This window comes from Isoptericola sp. NPDC055881, assembly GCF_053615895.1.
Genome location: NZ_JBSHCR010000044.1, coordinates 20,530 through 37,612, shown reverse-complemented (window position 1 = coordinate 37,612; position 17,083 = coordinate 20,530). Strand labels below are relative to the sequence as shown.

Genomic DNA, 17,083 nt, shown 5'->3' with positions numbered 1-17,083 from the left:
GGCCCACTTCCGTCCTCGGAAGTGGGCCAAGGTCCCGCTCACAACACGTTCCCGGGCAGGTGTCCGGGCAGGCGCAGGAGAGCGACGCAGATGACCGACACCCCCTGGCTCGTCGTCGGGCTCGGCAACCCCGGCCCGAAGTACGCGGGCAACCGGCACAACGTCGGGCAGATGGTGCTCGACCTGCTCGCCGAGCGCACCGGCGCGCGGTACTCCCGGCACGCCCGCGCCCAGGCCGTCGTGGCCGAGACCCGCCTGGGCGTGCTGCCCGGCGGACGCCCCGGCCCCCGCGTCGTGCTGGCCAAGCCCACGACGTACATGAACACCTCCGGCGGTCCCGTCGCCGGGCTCGCGAAGTACTACGGCGTGGACCCCGCGCAGGTCGTCGTCGTGCACGACGAGGTCGACATCCCGTTCGACACCATCAAGCTCAAGTCCGGCGGTGGCGAGGGTGGCCACAACGGCCTGCGCGACATCACCAAGGCGCTCGGCACCAAGGACTACGTCCGCGTCCGCGTCGGCGTCGGGCGGCCGCCCGGCCGCATGGACACCGCCGACTTCGTGCTCAAGGACTTCTCCGCCACCGAGCGCAAGGACCTGCCCATCCTCGTCGACGACGCCGCCGACGCCGTGGAGATGGTGCTCGTCGAAGGGCTTCTCGCCACCCAGGGGAAGTTCCACACCAAGGTCTGATCCCGTGCGGGGAGTCGCTCAGGCTGGTGTCGGCTTCTCCACCCAGGCCTGCTGGTCGGGGTCCCAGCGGCGACCGTGCCCGACGTCGAGGATGTAGCCGCTCGGCCTGCGCCCGACCTGGACCTCGATGTCACGGAGCACCTGCGCGGTCACGTCCTCGTCCTGCGCGCTCCCCCCGGCCGCGTCCGACGTGTAGGGCCCCAGCACCCGCAGCGTGACCTGACGCCCGCGCTGCGGCTCCGGCAGCAGGAGCAGGATCGGGCAGCCGGCGGTCCGCGCGATCTTGGCGGTACCGGTGGAGAACGTCCGCGCCGTGTCCGCGGCGAACGGCACCGTGACGGTCGGCCCGCGTCCCTCGGGCCACGGCGCGTCGATGTTCACCCAGAGCCCGATCTCCGACTCGCGCAGCGCGCGCACGGCACGCACGGCCGCACCTCCCAGCGGCAGACGGATGGTGCCCCGGGGCATGCTCCACGCCTCGAGCCCGTCCAGGGCGGTCCCGAGCTGGTCCTGGACCCGCCGCTCGGTCGCCGTCCGCGGGGCGTCCGGGAGGTTCGCCGTGATGACCGCCATGGGGCGCCGCCCACCCTGCGGTGCGAACACCGCGAACAGGGCGGCGTCTCGCATGAAGTGGCCGCTCGCGATGATGACCGAGCCCGGGCCGTCGAGCACCGCCTGGGCCTCGGCCGACGCCAGCACGCGGTACTGGTGCTGGTCGGCTCGGTAGTGGCCCACCAGGGCACCCTGCACGAAGCCGTGCTCGACGAGCAGGCCGGCCTGCTGAGCCCAGAAGACGCCGATCGCGCGCACCTGAGAGATCTCGTACGCCTCGCGCAGATGGCGCCACCCCGTACCACGGAAGCCCTCCAGCCCGACGAGGACGCCGGCGAGCGGCCACGCGAACGCCCGTACGGCCGTCCGGGGCAGCCGCCGCCCCGCCGGGCCGAGGCCCCAGCGGTACAGGGCCGTCCGGACGATGTCGCGGCGGTCGCCGAGAAAGCCCGGCCGACCGAGCAGCCGCCGTACACCGGTGGCCTCGGCGCTCGTGTTCGCCACCATCGGACACTCCCTCTCCGGTCGAGTCGGGGACAGACCGATGATGCTGGAAACAGGCCGCGCGGTGGGTGCCCCGGCGATGCTTTCACCCGGGTGACTCCGCCCGATCCCCGGCCAACTGGCCTACCCCCGGACGTAGCCTGGCGAGGCGCCACGACGGCGTCACAGCGGTATCGACGCCGGGGAGGACAGATGACCGACGGAGTGGTGCTCGCGCATGACTACGCCACCCAGCGCGGCGGCGCCGAGCGTGTCGCGCTGCTGCTGGCCGCGGCGTTCCCGGGGTCCCCGATGTACACCACCCTCTACGACCCCTCCAGGACCTTCCCGGGGTTCGCCGACGTGGACCTGCGCCTGTCGGGACTCGACCGGAACGGCCTCCTGCGGCGTCATCACCGGCTCGCCCTCCCGCTGCTCGCCCGCGCGGTCGACGAGCAGCGTGTCGACGGGGACGTCCTCCTCGCGAGCTCGACCGGGTGGGCGCACGGATACCGGGGTGCGCGCCGCACGGTCGTCTACTGCCACGCGCCGGCGCGCTGGCTCTACCAGCGGGACCGCTACCTCGGTGCCCGGCCGGACGCCGGCTGGAGAGATCGGGTCAAGGGTGCTCTCGTCGGCACCGGTCTCTCGGTGGTCGAGCGCCGGTTGCGCACGTGGGACCACACCGCGGCGCGGCGTGCGGACGTGTATCTCGCGAACTCGACCGTGACGCGGGACGCCGTCCGCGCGGCCTACGGCGTCGAGGCGGAGATCCTCCCCCCACCGGCAGCGCTGCCCCTCGGCGGGTCCGCCGTGCCGCCCGCCGTACCCGGCGGTGCGCTCGAACCCGGCTTCCTGCTGTGCGTGGCGCGGCTCCTGCCCTACAAGAACGTGGACGCCGTCATCGAGGCGGCCGCCCTCTCGGGCCGGCATCTCGTGGTGGTCGGTGAGGGCCCGGACCGAGCACGGCTGACGCAGCTCGCGAGCCGGCTCGGCCCCTCCAGGGTGCACCTGCTGGGGCGGGTGCCGGACGCGGAGCTGCGCTGGTTGTACCGCCACGCGTCCCTCCTGGTCGCGGCCTCCTACGAGGACTTCGGTCTCACGCCCCTGGAAGCGGGCTCGTTCGGGGCCCCGGTGGTGGCGCTGAGGGGCGGGGGCTACCTCGACACGGTCGTCGAAGGGGTCAACGGGTTCTTCTTCGACCGGCCGGACGCAGCCCTGATCGCCGAGGCGGTGGAGCGCGCGAGCAGCGCCCGCTGGAGCACCGCGGAGATCGGCGCCCACCTCGAGCGCTTCTCCGAGGGACATTTCGTCGACCGGCTGCGCGCCGTGGTCGGCCAGCAGCTGGAGTCGGCGAGACCGGCGTCCGAGACGGCCGTGCCGAGCACGGCCGGGCGTGTGATGGAGGAGGCAGCATGACCCTGCGCGAGTTCGGCCAGACGATGTGGGCTGGTCGTTGGTATTTCCTCCTCGTGCTGGTGGCGGTCGTCGCCGGCGCCTACTGGTACGCCGACCGGCAGGTGACGGAGTACTCGGCCTCGACCGTGGTGCAGCTCGAGCAGAGCACGACGGAGACCGGTGTCGTGACGGCGAGCGACGACCCGACGGTGGTGACGTCGTCGGACGTCGCCGACGCCGCGGACGCGAAGCTTCCCGGAGCGGGTGCGAGCGCGAGCGCGGTGAGCGCCACCTACGACTCCGAGACGCAGACGATGACGATCACCGCCGAGACCTCGGAGCCCGAGCAGGCGGTCGCGCTGGTCAACGCCTACGCCGAGGCCTATGCCGCCCACCTTCCGAAGATCATCGACGAGCAGGTCGCCCTGCTCGACGACCAGATCGCCGCGGTGAGCGAGCAGGTGAACGACGCACGCGAGAAGCTGACGCGCGACAAGAACGACCCGGTCGCCTCGGCGCTCGAACAGACGGGGACGGAGTCGCTGGAAGGACTCACCACCACCCGTACGGCGTACCAGGCACTGGTGCGGCCCGGCTACGTGTCGGTGTCGGCGTCCGAGGCGTCCCCGGTCGGGATGGACATGACGATGGTCCTCCTCGTGGCGGTGCTCGCCGGCCTCGTCGCCGGCACCGGTGCCGCGTTCCTGCGGCGGGGTCTCGACCTCCGGGTGAGGTCCACCACCGATGCGGAGGCTCTCGCGGACGCCCCCGTGCTGGCCAGGCTCGCGGGCGCGCGCCGCGCGATGCGCACCGCGGTCTCCGGAGGGAAGGTGCCGGTCGCCAGCCGCGCCGCGACGCCGTTCACGGAGTCGGTCCGCGAGCTGCGAACGGCGGTGCAGGTGGCGATCGGTGGGGGCCAGCGCGGCATGGTGGTCGTGTCAGCAGCGGACCCGCGCGCCCCGCGGGCGTTCGTCGCGGCGAACCTGGCCGCGTCGTTCGCCCTCTCGGGCCGCCGGACCATCGTTCTCGCCGGCGACCTGCGCCGGCCCCAGATCGACGCGATGCTGCCGCCACCGGACGACTGGGACGGCCCCCCTGGGCAGCTGCGCCCGTCGAGGATCCCCAACCTCGAGGTGTGCCCCACGCCCGAGGTGGCCCTCGACCCGGCGGACTTCCTCGCCAGCCCGAGCGCCCGGGACCTGGTCGAGACGGTGCGCCGTCGCGCCGACGTGGTCGTCATCGACGCCCCCCCGATCCTGGCCGTCGCCGACGCGACCATCCTCGGGTCGTACGCCGACGGGGTCGTCCTCGTCGCCGAGACGGGCCGGACCGACCGTGCGGTGCTGGCCGAGGCCGCGTCCCGGCTCGCCACGAACTCGGTGCGCCTCTTGGGCGTCGCGCTGGCGGGGCCGCTCGGCAGCAAGCGTTCCACCTACGCGTCGACCTACGGCGACGCCGAGCAGCCGGCGCCTCCCGCCGACCCGCAGGCGGAGGGGGCCGTCGAGGCTCACGAGACCCGCAGCGGACGGCGGGCGCGGTCGAGCACCGGCACCGGTACCGGTACGGGCACCTCGCCTCGGTCGCAGAAGCCGTTGGACGACGCCGGCGGTGCGGGATCGTCCGACGACGGCGGGCGTCACGAGGGTGTCATCGCCGCGCGGGCCAGCTGAGCGACCGGCCGTGGCCGAGACCCCCGGCCGCCCCGTGCGGGCGACCCTGATCGGACACTCGGCCCGGCTCTCGGGGGCGGAGCTCGCGCTCGTGCGCACGCTCGACGCCCTCGACCCCGCCGCCGCGGAGGTCGAGGTCGTGCTCTTCGAGGACGGCCCCCTGGTCGACGCCCTGTGTGCGCGGGGGGTGCGCGTGGACGTCCTCGCGCTGTCCACGAGCGCTGCCGGGGTGACCCGTGCGGACCTGGGCACCTCCGGGCTCGGCTCTGTCCCGGCCGTCCTGCCCGTCCTGCGTCGGCTCGTGGTGCTCCTGCGCGAGCGTCGCCCGGACGTCGTGGTGACCACCACGATGAAGGCTCACGTGCTCGGCAGCCTGGCCGCCCGCACTGCCCGGCTCCCGCTCGTGTGGCACCTCCACGACCGGGTGGCGGACGACTACCTGCCGCGGCCGGTCGTGCGCATCCTCCGCGCCGCGGCACGACGACTGCCCGCTGTCGTGGTGGCGAACTCGCAGGCGAGCGCGGCGACGCTCCCGGGGGTGCGGGACGTCGTCGTGGCGTACCCGGGCTTCGCGCCGGCGCAGGCGACGGCGGCGCCGCGGCGTGCGGTCCCGGCCGGCGGGCCGGTGGTGCTCCTGCTGGGCCGCATCAGTCCGACCAAGGGTCAGCTGGAGCTCGTCCGTGCGACGCCGCGGATCCTCGAGCGTCATCCCGGGGTGCGCGTGCGGCTCGTGGGGGACCCGCTGTTCGGCGCGGACGACTACGCCGCCGAGGTGGACGCCACCGCACGACGGCTGGGCGTGGCGGCCCACGTCGTCCGCGTGCCCGCGACCCCCGAGCCTTCGCGGGAGATCGACCTGGCGTCCGTCCTGGTGCACGCCTCACCGGTGCCCGAGCCTTTCGGTCAGGTGGTCGTCGAGGGGATGATCCGCGGTGTCCCGGTGGTGGCGACCGCCGCCGGCGGCGTCACGGAGATCCTTGCCGCCGACGGCCCGCCCCCCGGGGCGGCCGGGGGCGGAGCGACGTCGTTGGGCGGTCTGGTCCCGCCCGGCGACGTCGACCGGCTGGCGGCCGCGGTCTGCGACGTCCTCGACCGCCCTGAGCAGGCTGTGCGCCGTGCAGCCCTCGCCCACGCCTCGGCCGTCGAGAGATTCCCGGCCGCGCGGACGGCGCAGGTCGTCACCGACGCGTGGCGCCGCGCCGCAGGGGCACGCGCACCGCGTCGGCCAGCGTTGCGGCCATGAGGCCGGCCTGACGGTCCCAGGTGGGCAGGTCGTCGAGGTCGGCAGCGGTGGGCCGCTCGCTCGGGTCCAGGTGGAGCGAGGCCCGTGCCGCGTCCGCGAAGCGCTCGGGCGCGACCGCTCGCACGGCCGGGTCGGCCGTGTCACGGAAGCCTGCGACCGGCGTCGCGACGACCGGTCGCCGAGCGGCGCGGTACTCGTAGAGCTTGATCGGGTCGAGGCTGTCGGTGAAGCCGTCCACGACGTGCGGCACGAGGAGCACGTCCGCGGCCGTCGCATAGGCGGGGACGGCGTCGAACGGTCGCGGCCCGGGCAGGTGCACGCCTGCCCGTCGCAGTCGCGCGCGGTCTTCCTCCTCGAGCGCGTCGGGGCCGAGCAGGACCACCGTCGCCCTGTCCGCGGCCAGGGCCAGCGCCGTCTGCTCGCACAGGTCGACGTCGAGCCGGTCGGCGTGCAGCGTCCCGACGTACAGCGCCACGGGCGGCGGCGGGAGGTCGTCCGGCCGGGCGGTGGGCCGGGCGTAGGCGTCGAGGTCCACGCCGTTGGTGACGAGGACGACGTCGCGGCGGTCCGTCCCCTTGCTCGCACGCAGTGCGGTGGAGCAGACCGTGACAGCGGCGGCGCCGCGGAGCAGGCGGTGCTCGAGCTCCGTGAGCCTCGCGATCTCCGCGTCCGGACGGCGGGCGGCAAGCCAGTCGTCGGTCACGTCGTAGACGACAGGGACGGGCGTGACGCCGAGCACGGCGGCGTACGACGGGTCGTTGACCCAAACGAGCTCGGGCAGCCCGGCGGACCGCCGGGCTGCGCGGACGACGGCACGGCAGCGGGCGACGTCCCCGCGCGGCGCCAGTCGTCGCGGGAGCCACTTGGTCGGCTGGTAGAGCCACAGGCGCTCGATCCCGTCGAAGGCACCGTCAGCACGGAATCCGGGGTCGGCTGTGGCCCGACGCAGGCCGCGCCCCAGTCGCGGCCTGCGTCGGTGCACGGCGGCGTGCAGCGGGTCCGCGGGCGGCTCCACGAACAGCACCCGCAACGCCGGGTCGGCGGTGAGCAGGCGGGACACCAGGTGCTGGTTGCGACGCCAGACGTCGTCCCACGGCTCAAGCGAGCACACGACGAGCACCCGGGGGCCGGTGCTCACAGCACGCTCCGGTAGACGTGGTCCGTGCCCGCCACCTGGGCGTCGAGCGTGAACGTGGTGCGTTGCCGGGTCCTCACGGCCTGGGAGTAGCGCTCGCGCCCCGTGGGATCGGCGACGAGGTCTCGCAGCCGTTCGGCGGCCTGTGGCACGTCTCCCGGGAGGAACAGCGCACGCTCGTCGAGCCCGCCGAGGAGCTCGGTGTGCCCGCCGGCGTCTGCCGCGACGACGGGGAGACCGTGCGCCATCGCCTCCAGGACGCTGAGCCCGAGCCCTTCGACGGGGCATGGCGCGAGCAGCACGCCGGCGGTGCGCAGCAGGTCCGCGACGTCGTCCACGTGGCCGAGGAACTCGGCGTCCACGCCGAGCCGGTGCGCGAGCGTCCGGAGCGCGCCGGTGCACGACCCCGTCCCCGCGACGCGCAGGGTCCAGCCGTCCGCGGCCACCCCCGACGCCGCGAAGGCCCGGAGGGCGACGTCGGTGGCCTTCTCCGCCTCGAGCCGCTGCAGCACGAGCACGACCGGCAGGCGGGCGGCGGGGTCGGCGCCCGCGGGGGCGTCGACCCCCGGGTGCACGACGGTCGCCGGACCGTCGACGCTCGTGGCCACGTACCGGGAGACGGCGATCTGCGCGCGCACCGGCCGCCGCGCGACGGCGGCGACGACGGGTGCCGACCATCCGGTGCCTCGTGGGCGCGCGAAGTGCCGGGTCGAGACGACGGCGGGGCCGCGCGGCGACCACAGGGCGAGGCTCGCTGCGACCTCCGCGGCGGTCATGTGGAGGTGCACGACGTCGGCCCGGGAGCCGTGCGTGCGCAGGGCGCGGGCGACGTCCGTCATCCCGCCGCCGGGCAGGTGCGCGACGCCGTGCAGCTCGGCGGCCATGGACACGGGCTCCCCACCCACCACGGTGACGTCCTGGCCCGCAGCCGCCTGCGCGCGGGCCAGGCGGGCGACGTGCCGCTCGACGCCGGCGAAGCCGTCGGAGCGCACGGCGTGCAGGATCCTCATCGCGCCACCTCCCGCGGTACGACGTCAGGTCGGGCCGCACGGAGCACGTCGAGGTAGCGCGCGGCGACGGCGTCCCACGACCATCGTTCGGCCGCCGCGCGGGCGGCGGGACGGACGGTGCCGGGCTCGAGCCGCAGCGCGTGCCGCAGGCCGTCGGCCAGCGCGGCGCGGTCGGAGGGGACGATCGCCCCGGTGGCAGAGGTGACGACGTCGGGGACGATCCCCACGGCGGTGGCGACGACGGGCAGCCCTGTCGCGAGGGCCTCGAGGTAGACGAGACCGCACGACTCGTATGCGCTGGGCAGGCAGAAGACGTCGGCAGCGTGCATCGCCTCGACGACGTCGGGCAGCGGTCCCGTGAACGTGCAGCGTGCCGCGACCCCGGCCGCCGCGGCACGGCGGCGCGCCGTCGCGATCATCGCGGGGTCGCCTCCGACGACCAGGAGGCGGGTGCCGGGCACCCGGGCCACGGCGTCGAGCAGCGCGGGCAGGCCCTTGCGGTCGTGCTCGTGGCCGACGAAGAGCACGGTGCGCTCGTCCGCCGTGAGACCGAAGCGCGCTCGCGCCGCGGTGCGCTGCTCGGGGGTGGGCGGGCGGAAGCGCTCCAGGTCGACGCCGTTGCCGACGACGGTGGTCGGCGCGGCGATGCGACCGTAGACCTCGCGCAGCAGGCGGTCCTCGGTGCTGCTGAGGTTGACCACCGCGCGGTGCACGTGCGTCCGGTACCGCAGCCGGTCCCGCGCCACGGCGACGAGCAGCACGGGGTTGCGCGCGAGCCGCCACCGGGCGTTGCCCCGGTGCGCCATCGCGACCTGGACGATGCCGTGGTTGACGTAGACGTCGCCGGCGAGCGCGTCGTTGTGGCACACGGAGACCGCGTCGGGCAGCGACCGGCAGTAGCGGCGGGCGGCCACCGCCCCGACGGTGGAGAACCAGAGCACCCGGGCGAGGAGGGCGAGCCGGCCCCCGAGCGTCGTCGAGGGCGCCGGCAGCCAGGCGCCGTGCGCGTCCTCGAGGGTGAACCTCCGGACGTCGACACCGGCACGCTGCCACGCGGACTCCAGGTCGGCCGCCACGCCACCGACGCCGGTGCCGGTGCCGATCTCCGGCGCGATCTGGACGACGATCACCGTGCGGCCCCCGTCGTCGTGGCCGGTACGAGATGGTCGACGGCGGGACGTGCTGCCACGACCCGGCGCAACGGTCCCTCGACTCGCCCCTCTGCGGCATCGGCGTGGGCCGCCGCGCCGAGACAGAGCCCGGCGATGAGGTAGGGCACCGACACGCTGACCGCGACCCAGAACAGGTCGAGCTGACCCTGGACGAACCGGGAGGCGATGACGGCGAAGGCGACGGTGCCGTAGTCGGGCCGGACCCGCCACAGCGCGACGAGGCCGCCGAGCTGGAGCGCGAGGAAGCCGACGAGGCCGATGATCCCTGCCGACGAGAGCACCTCGAGCTCTGCGTTCGGTGGTTGGAACTGGTAGTACTGCCCGGTCGTCCACCAGCGCAGGCCCACGCCGGCCCAGGGGTTCTGGTGCCAGACCTCGAGCGCCTGCTGGAACCAGGTCAGCCGCTGGAAGGTGGAGTTGTAGACGTTGCCCTCGGCGACCTGCTCCTTGACGAGGGTCAGCACGGCGACGCAGGCGACCACGACCGGCGCCAGGATCCAGCGGCTGTGTCGCACGCCCTGCCCGGGCCGTAGGAGGATCACCACGATGGCGACCCCCAGGCTCACGTACGCCTGGCGGGCCTGGGTGGCGGCCACGGCCACGGCGAGCGCGCCGAAGGACGCGTGAGACACCCACGATGGCCACCCCAGCCACGGGGGCCGGGCGTAGACGATGGCCGCCGCGAACGCCAGCAGCGTGCCGATGAAGTTCTTGTGCATCCCGTAGGGCCAGGACAGGTAGACCGGTCCGGTGTCCCCCTGGAGGAAGTGCATGCCCCCGAACAGGAGGGTGAGGGCGGCGATCACGAGGCAGGGCACGAGGACCAGCGTGAGCCCGAGCCCCCCGCGGCCGGAGCGCCCGATCGCCCAACCGACGACGAGCGCGCCGCCCACGAGGAACCAGGCGTGCACCCACTCCACGACGTTCGCCTGGTAGGGGTTGACGAGGACGGTGAAGAGCGTGGTGGCCTGGTACAGGGCCGAGAGCCACAGGAGCGTCCGCATGGGGCGGCTGTACGGCCGCGGTCCGAGGAGGAGCGCGAACCAGAACGCGCCGAACAGTGCGAAGTCGCTCAGAGACAGGTCGACGCCGCCCCCGCCGACGCGCACCACCATCGTGACGGCGGGCAGCACCATGAGCGGGACCGCCAGCGGCTCGTACGCGGTGAGGCCGAGGAGCAGGACGAGCACGGCGGCGGCGATGCCCGCGGGGGCGGCGAGGCCGGTGAGCAGCCCGACGGCGGCCGCCAGGACCAGGACGGTCAGGATGAGCCAGGGCCCGTGCGGACGCGTGCGGACGACGCCGACGAGGCCTCCGGGTGCCCCGCTCATGCCGGGGCCCCGCGCAGGAGCAGGGTCAGACGTCGGCGCGCCGCGGTGCGTGGCTCGCCCCGCAGCAGCACCGCGCGCAGGGACGCGCCGACCATGCCGCCCGTGCGGGCGACGGCCCAGCCCGCCGTGCCGAAGTGCTTGCGCCAGTACCTCTCCTGAGAGGCACGGACCCAGGCGTCACGTCGTGCCGGGTCGTCGCTGGTGGCGCCCCCGACGTGCGTCGCGACCACCTCCGGCACCAGGCGGTGCCGCCACCCGCGCAGGGCGGCGCGGTAGGCCCAGTCCGTCTCCTCGGCGTACAGGAAGAAGCCTTCGTCGAGGCCGCCGATCTCCTCCAGGGCGGCGGACGAGATCAGGAGCACCGACCCGACGACGTAGGTCCCGTGTCGGGTGCCCGGGACGTCACGCCCGAGCGCACGTCCGACGGCATCCAGCCCGAGGGCCTCGGTCCATGCCGCGACGGGGCGGGGGAACGGCCACTCGACGCGGGCGGGGACACCGTGGTCGTCCATCTGAGCGGGACCGACGCTCGCCGTCCCGGGCACCGCGTGCAGGGCGCGCTGCAGGCCGAGCACGCCTTCCGCCGAGACGACCGCGTCCGGGTTGAGGAGGAGCACGTCACGCCCGGGGTGCTGACGGTGCGCGAGCCCGTGGTTGACGCCGGCGGCGAAGCCACCGTTGCGGCCAGGGTCCAGATAGCGGCCTCCGGCCATTGCGGTGAGCTCGCGGACGCGCGCGTCGGACGAGTTGTCCACGACGGTGAGGGGGAGCTTGCCGGTGAGGGGCTCGAGCGCGCGGCGCAGCAGGTCGGGCGAGCCGTAGGCGACCACCAGGACCTCGGGCGGCTCCCGGTCGGGCGCTGCGCCGGTGGCGCTCGGCGTGGCTGCCGCGGGGCCGCTGCCGACGATCGCCTCGTACACGCCTTGCAGCTGCTGGGCCACGGCGGTCCACGTGCACCGGGCCGCCCTCGCCAGGCCGTCGTGCCGCAGCCGCGCGGCCAGCGCCGGGTCGTCGACGACCTGGCGCAGGGCGCGGCGGAGGGCATCCGCGTCACCGGGCGGGACCAGCAGGCCCGCGCCACCCACGACGTCGGGGAGCGCGCCGGAGTCGCTCGCCACCACGGGGGTGCCGCACGCCATCGCCTCGACCGCCACGCGTCCGAACTGCTCCACCCACCCCGGGGTGTCCACCGACGGCACGGCGAGGACGTCGAGGCCGCGGTAGAACCGCGCGAGGTCTGCGCCGTCGAGCGAGCCGACGAACGTGGTGCGACCGGCCAGGTCTGGGGCCGCGGCCCGCTGCCGCAGGCCCGCCTCGGCGGGACCGGCGCCGGCGACACGCAGGTCCAGGCCGGGGTCCGCGGCGACCGCTGCCAGCAGCACGTCCACCCCCTTGTGCGGCGCGAGCCGGCCGGCGTAGCCCACGACGGGCCGCGCGGACCTCGGTCCGTGGTCGCGGTGGGGAGCCTCGGTGGGGCCGGGGGAGGGAGCGTCGACGCCCAGCGGGATGGTCCTCACGAGGCTGCGTGCGCCCTTGGCCCGCACGATCCTCCCGGCTTCGTCGTTACAGGTCTGCACCGCCGCGGCGCGACGGAGCACGGCCGTCTCGATCCAGCGGAAGGGTGGGGGGTAGCGCTTGGCCAGGTTCTGCGCCGAGTAGACGACGAACGGGGCGGGCGAGCGGCCACGCCGACGGGCCTGCAGCCACGCGAGCGCCAGCACCTGCGCCGTGGCGAGCGCGAACGGCTCCTCGTGCACGTCCAGCACGTCGTGGGGTGCGGCGAGCGCGCGCCACAGGCCACGGGGGTCGTAGAGGAAAACGGCGGGGTGCGACCCCCAGGTCTTCAGCCCGACGACGTTCTCGCCCTCGCGCGGCCGCAGGCGCACCCGCCGTCCGGCCTCGTCCCACTCCCGAGCGCTCACGAGCGCGACGTCGACTCCGCGGCGGCGCAGCTCACGCTCTCGTTCGCGCCAGGCGTCGACGACGGCGCTGTGCGAGATGCGCAGGACCCTCATGCCTCCTGATCCTGACCGCCGCCGCCCGGCCGCGGAACGACACAGCCCGACAATCACCCGGGTGACGAGGCTTTTCACCCCGGGCAACTCTCACGAACAGCGGTGCGCGCTGGTTAGCGTCGAGGCGGCTGAGAAGCCACCGGCCCGAGGGTTCCCTGCCCACGGACCGGCCGGACGACGACGGGGGACGGACGATGCGAGTGCTCGTCGATGGTGACCGGGGCTACGTCGGTGCGGTGCTCGTGCCGTTCCTGCAGGCGGCGGGTCACGAAGTGGTCGGCCTGGACGCCGGCTGGTACGACGGCTGCGACTTCGGGCCCCCCGTGACGGGGTACGAGCAGCGGACCGGCGACGTCCGCGATGCGCGGCCCGAGGACCTCGTCGGGTTCGACGCCGTGATCCACCTCGCGGCGATCTCGAACGACCCGCTGGGGCACCTCAACCCGCAGGCCACGTTCTCGGTCAACACGGACGGGGCCGTCCGCATGGCCCGCGCCGCCAAGGCGGCCGGGGTGACGCGGTTCCTGTTCTCCTCCTCGTGCTCCCTCTACGGGGCGGCGGGCGACGCGCCCGTGGACGAGGGCGCCGAGTTCCACCCGGTGACCCCCTACGGGGAGTCCAAGATCCAGGCGGAACGCGGCCTGTCCGCGCTCGCCGACGACGACTTCTCGCCCACGTTCCTGCGGAACGCGACAGCCTACGGCTCGTCGCCGCGGCTCCGGGCGGACATCGTCGTCAACAACCTCACCGGCACCGCGTACACGCGCGGGGAGGTGCGCCTCGCGTCCGACGGCACGCCGTGGCGCCCCCTGGTGCACGTCGAAGACATCTCGCGTGCCTTCCTCGCCGCGCTCGAGGCGCCTCGCGAGACGGTGCACGACCGCCCGTTCAACGTCGGGCGGGACGAGGACGTCGTGCAGATCCGCACGATCGCGGAACAGGTCAGCGACCTCACCGGGGCCCCCGTCACGTTCGCCGACGGCGCCGGCGCGGACGCCCGCAACTACCGGGTGGACTTCACGCGCATCCGGGCCGAGCTGCCGGCCGCCGCGCCGCGCTGGACGGTGCCCGACGGCATCCGGCAGATCTGGGAGGACGCCCACCGCTTCGGCCTCGCTGCCGAGGACTTCGAGGGACCCCGGTTCGTGCGGCTGCACCGTGTGCGGGAGCTCGCCGACGCCGGCGCCCTGGACCTCACGGACCTGCGCACCACGGCGGTGCGGGCATGACCGCCGTGTCGGCGGCGCGTCACGCCGCGCCGGCCGAGGAGCCCGCCGTGCCCGCGCCGGTGTGCCGGCTGTGCCAGGCACCGCTGACCCGCACCTTCGTGGACCTCGGGATGTCGCCGCCGTGCGAGAGCTACCCGACGGCCCAGCAGGTGGACGGCCCGGAGGTCTTCTACCCGTTGCACGTGCGCGTGTGCGAGCAGTGTCTGCTGGTGCAGCTGCCCGCCTACGTGCGTGCGGAGGACATCTTCGAGGACTACGCCTACTTCTCCTCGTACTCCGCCTCCTGGGTGGAGCACGCGCGCCGCTACGTCGACGGGGCGGTGGACCGGCTCGGCCTCACGCCGGAACGATCGTTCGTCGTCGAGGTCGCGAGCAACGACGGCTACCTGCTGCAGCACGTCGTCGACCGGGGGATCCGCTGCCTCGGCATCGAGCCGTCCGGCAACGTGGCCGCGGCAGCCGTCGAGCGGGGGGTCCCGACCGTCGTCGAGTTTCTCGGGGCGGAGACCGGGCGCCGGGTCCGGGCCGAGCACGGGCCGGCGGACCTGGTGGTGGCCAACAACGTGTTCGCGCACGTGCCCGACATCCTCGACTTCGCCCGCGGGCTGCGGGAGCTCGTCGCGGACGACGGCCGCGTCACCATCGAGATCCCGCACCTGCTGCGGCTCGTGGAGGGCAACGAGTACGACACGATCTACCACGAGCACTACAGCTACCTGTCGCTCCTCACGACGCAGCGGGTGCTCGGTGCCGCCGGGCTGACGGTGGTGGACGTCGACGAGCTGCCCAGCCACGGCGGGTCTCTGCGCACGTGGTCCGTGCCGACGCCCGAGGGGCAGGCGCCCGGGCAGGCTTCGGAGGCCGTCGCCCGCGTCCTCGCCGCCGAGGCCGCCGCCGGGCTGCACACGGTCGAGGGGCACGCCGGGTTCGCCGAGCAGGTCGCCGTCGTGCGCGACGACGTGCTGCGCTTCCTGCTGACCGCGCGCCGGGAGGGCAAGCGGGTGGTCGCCTACGGCGCACCGGGCAAGGGGAACACGCTGCTCAACCACTGCGGTGTGCGCTCGGACCTCATCGAGTTCGCGGTGGACCGCAACCCGTACAAGCACGGACGGTTCTCGCCCGGCATGCACATCCCGATCCACGCCCCCGAGGCGCTCGACGCCGCCCGCCCGGACTACGTCGTCATCATGCCGTGGAACCTCCGCCGGGAGATCTCGGCGCAGCTCGCGCACGTCGCGGACTGGGGCGGGCGGCTGGTGACCTTCCTGCCGCGCCTCGAGGTCTTCGAGCCGGGCACGTGAGCGGCGTCGTGCCCGGGTGGCGCTGCCGGTGGTGCCGGTCGGACCACGGCACGGTCGTGCTCGACCTCGGGGCCCAGCCTGCCGCCGATCTGTTCCCGGAGCCCGAGGATCCGGCGCTCGACCCCGTCCACCCGCTGCGCATGGTGATGTGCGACCGGTGCCGCCTCGCCCAGCTCGAGGACGACCCGACCGGCCCGGAGGAGCCCCGAGGCGTCGAACCGGCCGCCCTGGTGGCCCAGGCGCGCTCCGGCGTCGCCGACCTCGTGGCGGGCGGCCTGCTGCCGCCCCGAGCCTGGGTGGCGGAGATGCGCAGCCCGCACGGAGGGTCCTGGCTCGAGCGCGTGCAGGAGATCGTGCCGGACGCCGTCCTGCTGGACGGCCCGGGCACGGTGCCGGGGATCGCCGCCGACCTCGTCGTCGACTCCCTCGGGCTCATGCACGAGGCCGACCAGCGTGCCGCCTGGGAGCTCCGGGCCGACTCCCTCGCGCCCGACGGCGTCCTGGCGCTGCACGTCCACCCCCTGTCGGTGATCGTGCGCGACGGCACCTGGAACGCTCTGCGGCACGGGCACTTCGCCTACTTCTCGCTCACCGTGCTGGTGGAGATGGCCCGGAGCGTCGGCCTCGTCCCCGTGGGGCTGTGGCGGTACCCGCTGTACGGCGGCACCCGCCTGCTCGCGTTGGCGCGCGCGGGGTCGCGTCACGCCGCGAGCGGGGCGCCCGCCGCCGCCGGGCTCGTCGCCGCCGAGCTCGCGGTCGAGGCCGCCGCCGGCATCGCCGAGCCGTGGGCGGTGCGTGGCCTCCAGCGCCAGGTCGCCCGCTCCGCCGCCGACCTGCGGGGGTGGCTCGACGCGAGCACCGGATCGGTCCTCGCCTACGGCGCCGCGTCGCGCGCGGTCGCGCTGTTCGCGCTCGCCGGGGTCACCGCAGACGACGTCCTCGCCGTCGTCGACGCCTCCCCGGCGAAGCAGGGCCGCGCGATGCCGGGCGGCCCTGGCCCGCGGGTCCCGGTGCTCGGGCCAGACATCCTGGCCGAGGTGCGGCCGGACCGTGTGCTGCTCCTCGTGCCGGACCTGCTGGAGGAGGTCCGGGCCGCCCATCCCGAGGTGGAGGCGTTCGGCGGACGGTGGGTCGTCGCCGAGCCCGAGCTCGTCGAGATCGAGCCGCTCAGCAGGGACGGCGGTCGTCGCCGGTGAGCGTCGCGACGAGCGCCGCCCACGAGCCGGCGGCGTCGTCGCGGGCGCTGACCAGCGACACCGGCAAGGGCCACGGCACCGCCAGGTCGGGGTCGAGGTGGTGCACGGCGACGTCCTCCTCGGGGGCGTGCTCGGCATCGATGCGGTAGCAGACGTCGGCCGTGTCGGTGAGCGTCTGGTGCCCGTGCAGGCAGCCGCGCGGCACGTACAGGACGTGGAAGTCGACGTCGTCGAGCCGGAACGCCTCCCACCGCCCGAAGGTCGGCGACCCGGGCCGGGCGTCGACGACGACGTCGTGCACCGCACCGTGCGCGACACGGACCAGCTTGGCCTCGCCGCCGCCCACGCGCCCGTGCAGCCCGCGCACGACGCCACGGCTCGAGCGCGACTGGCTGTCCTGCACGAACGCCGCGGGGTCGAGCCCGGCGCGCGAGGCGGCGGTGGTGTCGAACGTGCGCGTGAACAGCCCGCGCTCGTCGCGGTGCGGGGTAGGGGCGAGGATCAGCACCCCGTCGAGGGTGGTGGGCAGCACCTGCATGTCCACACCGTACGGACGAGACGCCCCGGCGGTCGGGTGAAGTCGTCCCGGGCGCCGGATGAAAAGGCCTGCTGCCCCTTCAACCGTGCCGGGCCGCGCCGCAGACTGGCGGCGGGA

The 17,083-nt window shown here is 74.8% G+C and carries 14 protein-coding genes; 7 read left to right on the top strand and 7 right to left on the bottom strand.

The window, feature by feature from the left end; genetic code table 11:
• Positions 1 to 90: 90 nt before the first annotated feature.
• Complete coding sequence (gene pth, locus ACWGKI_RS14025; RefSeq protein ID WP_452187787.1) at positions 91 to 693, top strand: aminoacyl-tRNA hydrolase; 603 nt, start codon at positions 91 to 93, stop codon at positions 691 to 693.
• Positions 694 to 711: 18 nt separating this feature from the next.
• Here the strand turns inward: pth and ACWGKI_RS14020 are convergent, their stop codons facing one another.
• Complete coding sequence (locus ACWGKI_RS14020) at positions 712 to 1,752, bottom strand: hypothetical protein (protein WP_452187785.1); 1,041 nt, start codon at positions 1,750 to 1,752, stop codon at positions 712 to 714.
• Positions 1,753 to 1,941: 189 nt separating this feature from the next.
• Between ACWGKI_RS14020 and ACWGKI_RS14015 the strand changes: the two genes are divergently transcribed.
• Genes ACWGKI_RS14015 through ACWGKI_RS14005 form a run of 3 tightly spaced genes read left to right on the top strand, consistent with a single transcriptional unit; the run spans position 1,942 to position 6,039 of the window.
• Entirely contained in the window at positions 1,942 to 3,147 is a 1,206-nt protein-coding gene (locus ACWGKI_RS14015; RefSeq protein WP_452187783.1) for a glycosyltransferase, read from the top strand.
• Complete coding sequence (locus ACWGKI_RS14010) at positions 3,144 to 4,796, top strand: hypothetical protein (protein ID WP_452187781.1); 1,653 nt, start codon at positions 3,144 to 3,146, stop codon at positions 4,794 to 4,796. The genes ACWGKI_RS14015 and ACWGKI_RS14010 overlap by 4 nt, the downstream gene beginning before the upstream one ends.
• A 10-nt stretch (positions 4,797 to 4,806) precedes the next feature.
• Complete coding sequence (locus tag ACWGKI_RS14005) at positions 4,807 to 6,039, top strand: glycosyltransferase family 4 protein (RefSeq protein WP_452187779.1); 1,233 nt, start codon at positions 4,807 to 4,809, stop codon at positions 6,037 to 6,039.
• Here the strand turns inward: ACWGKI_RS14005 and ACWGKI_RS14000 are convergent.
• The 5 genes from ACWGKI_RS14000 to ACWGKI_RS13980 are packed head-to-tail and all read right to left on the bottom strand — an operon-like array spanning position 5,975 to position 12,702.
• Positions 5,975 to 7,177 (bottom strand): glycosyltransferase, encoded by a 1,203-nt coding sequence (locus tag ACWGKI_RS14000; protein WP_452187777.1) that lies wholly within the window; start codon positions 7,175 to 7,177, stop codon positions 5,975 to 5,977. The genes ACWGKI_RS14005 and ACWGKI_RS14000 overlap by 65 nt on opposite strands.
• Positions 7,174 to 8,184, bottom strand: a complete 1,011-nt coding sequence (locus ACWGKI_RS13995) for a glycosyltransferase family 4 protein (protein WP_452187775.1) — start codon at positions 8,182 to 8,184, stop codon at positions 7,174 to 7,176. The genes ACWGKI_RS14000 and ACWGKI_RS13995 overlap by 4 nt, the downstream gene beginning before the upstream one ends.
• Entirely contained in the window at positions 8,181 to 9,314 is a 1,134-nt protein-coding gene (locus ACWGKI_RS13990) for a glycosyltransferase family 4 protein (RefSeq protein ID WP_452187773.1), read from the bottom strand. The genes ACWGKI_RS13995 and ACWGKI_RS13990 overlap by 4 nt, the downstream gene beginning before the upstream one ends.
• Complete coding sequence (locus tag ACWGKI_RS13985; protein WP_452187771.1) at positions 9,311 to 10,687, bottom strand: O-antigen ligase family protein; 1,377 nt, start codon at positions 10,685 to 10,687, stop codon at positions 9,311 to 9,313. Before ACWGKI_RS13985 ends, ACWGKI_RS13990 begins: the two co-directional genes overlap by 4 nt.
• A complete protein-coding gene (locus ACWGKI_RS13980) occupies positions 10,684 to 12,702 on the bottom strand; it encodes a glycosyltransferase (RefSeq protein WP_452187769.1) in 2,019 nt (672 codons plus the stop codon). Before ACWGKI_RS13980 ends, ACWGKI_RS13985 begins: the two co-directional genes overlap by 4 nt.
• Positions 12,703 to 12,896: 194 nt before the next feature.
• On the opposite strand from ACWGKI_RS13980, the gene ACWGKI_RS13975 reads away from it, so the two are divergent.
• Genes ACWGKI_RS13975 through ACWGKI_RS13965 form a run of 3 tightly spaced genes read left to right on the top strand, consistent with a single transcriptional unit; the run spans position 12,897 to position 16,428 of the window.
• Entirely contained in the window at positions 12,897 to 13,931 is a 1,035-nt protein-coding gene (locus tag ACWGKI_RS13975; protein WP_452187767.1) for an NAD-dependent epimerase/dehydratase family protein, read from the top strand.
• Complete coding sequence (locus ACWGKI_RS13970; RefSeq protein ID WP_452187765.1) at positions 13,928 to 15,232, top strand: methyltransferase domain-containing protein; 1,305 nt, start codon at positions 13,928 to 13,930, stop codon at positions 15,230 to 15,232. Before ACWGKI_RS13975 ends, ACWGKI_RS13970 begins: the two co-directional genes overlap by 4 nt.
• Entirely contained in the window at positions 15,229 to 16,428 is a 1,200-nt protein-coding gene (locus ACWGKI_RS13965) for a class I SAM-dependent methyltransferase (RefSeq protein WP_452187763.1), read from the top strand. The genes ACWGKI_RS13970 and ACWGKI_RS13965 overlap by 4 nt, the downstream gene beginning before the upstream one ends.
• On the opposite strand, the gene ACWGKI_RS13960 is transcribed toward ACWGKI_RS13965, so the two are convergent.
• The gene (locus tag ACWGKI_RS13960) at positions 16,400 to 16,966 is read right to left on the bottom strand and encodes a dTDP-4-dehydrorhamnose 3,5-epimerase family protein (protein WP_452187761.1); all 567 of its coding nucleotides are present in this window, start codon (positions 16,964 to 16,966) and stop codon (positions 16,400 to 16,402) included. The two genes, ACWGKI_RS13965 and ACWGKI_RS13960, sit on opposite strands and share 29 nt — an antisense overlap.
• Positions 16,967 to 17,083 lie beyond the last annotated feature (117 nt).

Bases quoted from the DNA above. Each gene is read 5' to 3' on its own strand.
- pth (WP_452187787.1), top strand. From the start codon at position 91: ATGACCGACACCCCCTGGCTCGTCGTCGGGCTCGGCAACCCCGGCCCG.
- ACWGKI_RS14020 (WP_452187785.1), bottom strand. From the start codon at position 1,752: ATGGTGGCGAACACGAGCGCCGAGGCCACCGGTGTACGGCGGCTGCTC.
- ACWGKI_RS14015 (WP_452187783.1), top strand. From the start codon at position 1,942: ATGACCGACGGAGTGGTGCTCGCGCATGACTACGCCACCCAGCGCGGC.
- ACWGKI_RS14010 (WP_452187781.1), top strand. From the start codon at position 3,144: ATGACCCTGCGCGAGTTCGGCCAGACGATGTGGGCTGGTCGTTGGTAT.
- ACWGKI_RS13995 (WP_452187775.1), bottom strand. From the start codon at position 8,184: ATGAGGATCCTGCACGCCGTGCGCTCCGACGGCTTCGCCGGCGTCGAG.
- ACWGKI_RS13985 (WP_452187771.1), bottom strand. From the start codon at position 10,687: ATGAGCGGGGCACCCGGAGGCCTCGTCGGCGTCGTCCGCACGCGTCCG.
- ACWGKI_RS13980 (WP_452187769.1), bottom strand. From the start codon at position 12,702: ATGAGGGTCCTGCGCATCTCGCACAGCGCCGTCGTCGACGCCTGGCGC.
- ACWGKI_RS13975 (WP_452187767.1), top strand. From the start codon at position 12,897: ATGCGAGTGCTCGTCGATGGTGACCGGGGCTACGTCGGTGCGGTGCTC.
- ACWGKI_RS13970 (WP_452187765.1), top strand. From the start codon at position 13,928: ATGACCGCCGTGTCGGCGGCGCGTCACGCCGCGCCGGCCGAGGAGCCC.
- ACWGKI_RS13960 (WP_452187761.1), bottom strand. From the start codon at position 16,966: ATGCAGGTGCTGCCCACCACCCTCGACGGGGTGCTGATCCTCGCCCCT.